Below are 5,586 nucleotides of genomic sequence, written 5' to 3' on the forward strand. Positions count from 1 at the left end.
AGTATGGATTTACGGTAGAAAATCTAGTCAAAGTCGTTCAAAACTTGAAATAATCACAAAAATCAGAGTGAAAACTCTGATTTTTTATAACCATAAAAACAAGGCACAACCTTGTAAAAGTAGCTGAAATTTGATATAGTAGTCCTATGTAAAATACAAAGGAGAAAATACTATGGAAAATATTAGTCCAAATTTAACATTTTTGATCATGCTTGTAGGTATGTTTGCCTTGATGTTCTTTATGCAACGTTCTCAAAAGAAACAAGCACAAAAGCGTATGGAAAGCTTGAACAAGCTTCGAAAAGGCTATGAAGTCATTACAATTGGTGGACTTTACGGAACAGTGGATGAAGTAGATACTGAGAAAGGTACAATCGTACTGGATGTAGATGGGGTCTATTTGACCTTTGAATTGGCTGCAATTAAGACCGTTTTGCCACTCAAAGAAGCTGTGACACCAGAAGGAACAGTTGTTGACGAAGGCGGAGCAATCGAAGAATAAAACGGGATCTGTCACTCCCGTTTTTCTATGAGATGAGAGGAAAAGGGATGAAAAAAATAGTATTTGTTTGCCTAGGAAATATCTGCCGAAGCCCCATGGCAGAGTTTGTGATGAAGTCCATGACGAGCGATTACCAGGTTGAGAGTCGTGCGACTTCATCTTGGGAACATGGCAATCCGATTCACAAGGGAACGCAGGGGATTTTCCGGCAGTATCAGATTCCTTATGACAAAGACAAAACATCACTCCAGATTCGTAGAGAAGATTTTGAAACGTTTGATTACATTATCGGTATGGATGCTTCAAACGTTTCAGATCTGCGTCAAATATGTCCTCAGGAATTGCAACATAAGATCTACCCTTTTGCATCTGAAAGTGTTCCAGATCCTTGGTATACAGGAGATTTTGAGGAAACCTATGCTCGTATCACAAGTGGATGTCAACGCTGGCTAGATCGATTAGAAAAAGAGAGTGATAATGGAAAAGCTTAAACAATTTTATGAGAAGTGTAGAGTTTACCTAACTCGTCCTAAGTTAGAGCTCATTGCAGTAGTTGTAATAGCACTCTGTACTCTTTCGGTATTTCTGCTAAATACGCCTAAAAAGGGTGTCCTGACACTTGATGGTGGAGCTCTTGTTTATGATGGCACCTTGGTACGAGGAAAAATGAATGGTCAAGGAACCCTGACCTTTGAAAACGGAGACCAATATACAGGTGATTTCAATAATGGAGCCTTTAATGGAAAAGGGACTTTCCAATCAAAAGATGGCTGGAAATACGAGGGTGATTTTGTAAATGGTCAGGCTGAAGGTCAAGGGAAGTTGACGACAGAGCAAGAAGTTGTTTATGAAGGAATCTTTAAACAAGGCGTTTTTCAGCAAAAACAGTAGTCTCCAAGTTAGGAGACTATTTTTCAAAATCAAGAAGAAAGCACTTTCATGTCTTGGATTCGATAAATAACTATCAACTAGAAAAACTTTGTGAAATAAAAAAAATTTTTCCATAATTTCACAATCGTCCAGACAAAACTCTATTGTATAGATATATTGAGAAAAAATCACAATCTTAGAAAATTTCTTTGTGAAATGCTTGTGAAACTGTTTACAAAGCATAAAAAAAGAGTTATAATAAACTTGTGAAAAAATTAACAAAGGATAACATCCTTAAAGGCTATGGAGGATAATATGGCTGATAAAAAAACAGTAACCCCAGAGGAAAAACAACTTGCTGCCGAAAAGCATGTCGATGGTCTCGTGAAAAAAGCCTTGGTTGCGCTTGATGAAATGCGCAAGTTGAACCAAGAGCAAGTTGACTATATCGTGGCAAAAGCTTCGGTTGCCGCACTTGACGCACATGGTATCCTTGCACAACACGCAGTTGAAGAAACTGGTCGTGGAGTATTTGAAGACAAGGCGACAAAAAACCTATTTGCCTGCGAACACGTAGTGAACAATATGCGTGGAGTTAAAACAGTTGGAGTTATTGAAGATGATCCAATTACAGGTTTGACAAAGATTGCGGAGCCTGTCGGTGTAATCTGTGGTGTCACTCCGACAACAAACCCAACTTCAACAGCGATTTTCAAATCATTGATTGCTTTGAAGACACGCAACCCAATCGTTTTCGCCTTCCACCCATCAGCTCAAGAATCATCAGCACACGCAGCACAAATCGTTCGCGATGCAGCGATTGCAGCTGGTGCTCCTGAAAACTGTGTTCAATGGATTACAAAGCCATCTATGGAAGCGACTGGAGCGCTAATGAACCACGAAGGTGTTGCAACTATCCTCGCAACTGGTGGGAATGCTATGGTTAAAGCTGCATACTCATGTGGAAAACCAGCTCTTGGGGTAGGTGCCGGAAACGTTCCTGCCTATGTAGAAAAATCTGCTGACCTTCGTCAAGCTGCTCATGACATCGTGATGTCTAAATCATTTGATAATGGGATGGTCTGTGCATCAGAACAAGCGGTTATCATTGATAAAGAAGTGTATGATGAATTTGTAGAAGAATTCAAATCATATCACACTTACTTTGTAAACAAAAAAGAAAAAGCACTTCTTGAAGAGTTCTGTTTCGGCGTGAAAGCTAACAGCAAAAACTGTGCAGGTGCTAAACTAAATGCAAACATCGTTGGTAAACCAGCAGCATGGATTGCTGAACAAGCAGGATTTAGTGTTCCAGAGGGAACGAACATCTTGGCTGCGGAATGTGCAGAAGTAGGACCGAAAGAACCATTGACTCGTGAAAAATTGTCACCAGTTATCGCTGTCCTAAAAGCTGAAGACACAGAAGACGGTCTTACAAAAGCTCGCCAAATGGTTGAGTTTAACGGACTTGGTCACTCAGCAGCCATCCATACAAAGGACGAAGCTCTTGCTAAACGCTTTGGTACAGAAATCAAAGCAATGCGTATTATCTGGAACTCTCCATCTACTTTCGGTGGTATCGGTGACGTATACAATGCCTTCATTCCATCATTGACACTTGGATGTGGTTCATATGGACACAACTCAGTCGGTGATAACGTGAGTGCAATCAACCTTCTAAACATCAAGAAAGTAGGGAAACGTAGAAATAATATGCAGTGGTTTAAAGTTCCTTCAAAAATTTACTTCGAACGCAATTCTATCCAATACCTTCAAACATGTGAAGATATTGAACGCGTTATGATTGTTACAGACAAATCGATCGAAAAACTTGGCTTTGTTCAACGTGTTATTGATCAATTGAACGCACGTAGCAATCGTGTAACTATCCAAGTCTTCTCAGATGTTGAACCAGATCCAGACATCACAACTGTAGAACGTGGTGCTAAAGTGATGAAAGCATTTGAACCAGATACAATCATCGCTCTTGGTGGTGGTTCTCCAATGGACGCGGCCAAAGTAATGTGGCTCTTCTACGAACAACCAGAAATCGACTTCCGTGACTTGGTTCAAAAATTCATGGATATCCGTAAACGTGCCTTCCGCTTCCCATCACTTGGTAAGAAAGCGAAGTACATCGGTATCCCAACAACTTCAGGTACAGGTTCAGAAGTAACACCATTTGCCGTTATCTCTGATAAGAAAAACAACCGCAAATACCCATTGGCTGACTACTCATTGACACCAACTATTGCGATTGTTGATCCTGCTTTGGTTGAGTCAGTTCCAGACTTCATCGCTGCTGATACAGGTATGGACGTCTTGACTCACGCGACTGAAGCTTACACTTCAAACTTCGCTAACGACTACACAGACGGTATTGCGCTTCAAACAATCAAACTTGTCTTTGAATGGTTGGAAAAATCTGTTAAGACAGCTGACCCAGAAGCACGTGAAAAAATGCATAATGCGTCTACAATGGCTGGTATGGCTTTCGCCAATGCCTTCCTTGGTATGAGCCACTCAATGGCCCACAAGATTGGTGGTGTTCACCATACTGTTCACGGACGTACAAATGCTATCTTGCTTCCATACGTTATCCGTTACAACGGAACTCGTCCATCTAAGACTACTACATGGCCTAAATACAACTACTGGAAAGCTGATGAGAAATTCCAAGACATCGCGAAAATGCTTGGCTTGCCTCACTCAACTCCAGAAGAAGCAGTTGAAGCATACGCTAAAGCTGTTTACGAACTTGGTGTTGCAGTAGGTATCAAGATGAACTTCAAGGATCAAGGAATTGATGAAAAAGCTTGGAAAGACAGCTTGCATGAAATTGCCTTGCTTGCTTATGAAGATCAATGTTCACCTGCTAACCCTCGCTTGCCAATGGTAGCTGACATGGAAGAAATCATGGCAGATGCTTACTATGGTTATGCAGAACGTCCAGGACGTCGCAAATAATTGTTTATCAGTCTAGAGACAGGAGTTATCCTGTCTCTTTTTTGTAAACTCTGAAAGAGTTGAAATTGTAGTTTCACCTTGATAATGAAGAGAATATGCAGATATTATAAAAGATTATAGAGATTTGCTTTTGAAATAAAAGAATGGATGAATAAAAAGGGGGAGAAAAAGTAGAAAAGCAGGAGAGAAAATCAACGCCCGTACTTGCAATTAAACTCAAATAGTTATATAATAGGTTTGTTGAAAGGTGATTTGTAGTGATTCAAGTTACTCTTTTCACAATAAAATTTTCATGATTTTCATAAGGAGGAAATCACTAATGGTAGTTAAAGTTGGTATTAACGGTTTCGGACGTATCGGTCGTCTTGCTTTCCGCCGTATCCAAAACGTAGAAGGTGTTGAAGTTACTCGCATCAACGACCTTACAGATCCAGTTATGCTTGCACACTTGTTGAAATACGACACAACTCAAGGTCGTTTCGACGGTACTGTAGAAGTTAAAGAAGGTGGATTCGAAGTTAACGGTAAATTCGTTAAAGTTTCTGCTGAACGTGATCCAGAACAAATCGACTGGGCTACTGACGGTGTAGAAATCGTTCTTGAAGCAACTGGTTTCTTTGCTAAGAAAGATGCAGCTGAAAAACACCTTAAAGGTGGAGCTAAGAAAGTTGTTATCACTGCTCCTGGTGGAAACGATGTTAAAACAATCGTATTCAACACTAACCACGACGTTCTTGACGGTACTGAAACAGTTATCTCAGGTGCTTCATGTACTACAAACTGCTTGGCTCCAATGGCTAAAGCTCTTCAAGACAACTTCGGTGTTGTAGAAGGATTGATGACTACTATCCACGCTTACACTGGTGACCAAATGATCCTTGACGGACCACACCGTGGTGGTGACCTTCGCCGTGCTCGCGCTGGTGCTGCAAACATCGTTCCTAACTCAACTGGTGCTGCTAAAGCTATCGGTCTTGTAATCCCAGAATTGAACGGTAAACTTGACGGATCTGCACAACGTGTTCCAATTCCAGCTGGATCAGTTACTGAATTGGTAGCAGTTCTTGAAAAGAACGTTACTGTTGATGAAGTGAACGCAGCTATGAAAGCAGCTTCAAACGAATCATACGGTTACACAGAAGATCCAATCGTATCTTCAGATATCGTAGGTATGTCTTACGGTTCATTGTTTGACGCAACTCAAACTAAAGTTCTTGACGTTGACGGTAAACAATTGGTTAAAGTTG

5 protein-coding genes are annotated in these 5,586 nt (G+C 40.7%); all 5 read left to right on the forward strand.

Going from position 1 to position 5,586, the window contains the following annotated elements; genetic code table 11:
- Nucleotides 1–181 precede the first annotated feature (181 nt).
- Complete coding sequence (gene yajC / locus Q4A91_RS09140) at nucleotides 182–502, forward strand: preprotein translocase subunit YajC (protein ID WP_303214192.1); 321 nt, start codon at nucleotides 182–184, stop codon at nucleotides 500–502.
- A gap of 47 nt (nucleotides 503–549) precedes the next feature.
- On the forward strand, nucleotides 550–993 hold the full coding sequence (locus Q4A91_RS09145; RefSeq protein WP_303214185.1) for a low molecular weight protein-tyrosine-phosphatase: 444 nt from the start codon (nucleotides 550–552) through the stop codon (nucleotides 991–993).
- Entirely contained in the window at nucleotides 980–1,393 is a 414-nt protein-coding gene (locus Q4A91_RS09150; protein WP_303214187.1) for an MORN repeat-containing protein, read from the forward strand. Before Q4A91_RS09145 ends, Q4A91_RS09150 begins: the two co-directional genes overlap by 14 nt.
- Nucleotides 1,394–1,687: 294 nt before the next feature.
- Nucleotides 1,688–4,339, forward strand: a complete 2,652-nt coding sequence (adhE, locus tag Q4A91_RS09155) for a bifunctional acetaldehyde-CoA/alcohol dehydrogenase (RefSeq protein ID WP_303214188.1) — start codon at nucleotides 1,688–1,690, stop codon at nucleotides 4,337–4,339.
- Between the two features lie 319 nt (nucleotides 4,340–4,658).
- Nucleotides 4,659–5,586: type I glyceraldehyde-3-phosphate dehydrogenase (gene gap, locus Q4A91_RS09160; RefSeq protein WP_303214190.1), on the forward strand; the 928-nt coding region annotated here is incomplete at its 3' end.

This window comes from Streptococcus sp. (assembly GCF_030528045.1).
In the GTDB taxonomy this organism is placed as follows: Bacteria; Bacillota; Bacilli; order Lactobacillales; family Streptococcaceae; genus Streptococcus.